Below are 234 nucleotides of genomic sequence, written 5' to 3' on the forward strand. Positions count from 1 at the left end.
GGAAGAGAGATTGAAGGTATTGCCATCTATTACGAATCTTATGAGTAAAGGAAAAACTCCTGAAGAAGTACTTGATATGTTATTAGAAGGTATGGAACCTCAGATTCTTGAGAAAATACCAACTAAGTTCCAGTGTAACTGTACAAAGGAAAGAGTTGAGAAAGCGCTTATTAGTATTGGAAAGAAAGATATTAAGGAAATGATAGATGAGGGTGAAACTATAGAGTTGAATTG

The 234-nt window shown here is 34.2% G+C and carries 1 protein-coding gene; it reads left to right on the forward strand.

Going from position 1 to position 234, the window contains the following annotated elements:
- The coding region (locus tag ACX6CF_RS26615) for an Hsp33 family molecular chaperone HslO (RefSeq protein WP_458788400.1) at positions 1-234 on the forward strand (234 nt) is incomplete at both ends.

This window comes from Vallitalea sediminicola, from assembly GCF_054408565.1.